Origin of the sequence: Noviherbaspirillum sp. ST9, assembly GCF_048799745.1 — a bacterium.
In the GTDB taxonomy this organism is placed as follows: domain Bacteria; phylum Pseudomonadota; class Gammaproteobacteria; order Burkholderiales; family Burkholderiaceae_D; genus Noviherbaspirillum.
Genome location: NZ_JBLWFR010000235.1, coordinates 1 through 501, shown reverse-complemented (window position 1 = coordinate 501; position 501 = coordinate 1). Strand labels below are relative to the sequence as shown.

Below are 501 nucleotides of genomic sequence, written 5' to 3'. Positions count from 1 at the left end.
TTTTATATTACATGAAACATAAGCCATGAAGAAAATGCCTTACTTACTTTCAACAAGCCATTGTGAGTAAAGTATTTTAATATGGTCGCTTTTCGGATCTTTTCCTTTCTTTTTACACTTGTGGGTAGAAAGAGACCTCGCCGAGGCGTCATTTTAAGGGCTTGCTGTATTTACTGTTGTATTTTAAAGACAAATGTGAATTATTGTTATATAAGTTTTATATGTTTCACCTTATTAAATAAACCTATTATGAAAAGGAGTTATGTGATTTTTACATTGCGGAAGCCTAACAAAATTTTTAGTGGTCTTAATAAGACTATTGGCTTTTTGTCGTTTTTGCTGCTTTGTTTTTATGGATGTAAAAAAGTCGAATCCGTATCAGGAAAGGAAGAGTCTCAGGAAATTAGTTCAGATTTGGCCTTTTTTAAACAAAACGGCTTTGATATCGATAGTATCAAAGAGTTGGATGAATACTATTTGATTGAAAATGATATGATGGTC

At 31.7% G+C, this 501-nt stretch carries 1 protein-coding gene; it reads left to right on the top strand.

The genetic code is table 11. The features are described from left to right. Window positions 1–264: 264 nt before the first annotated feature. A partial coding sequence (locus ACNOHI_RS25700) for a hypothetical protein (RefSeq protein ID WP_420477552.1) occupies window positions 265–501 on the top strand: 237 nt, incomplete at its 3' end.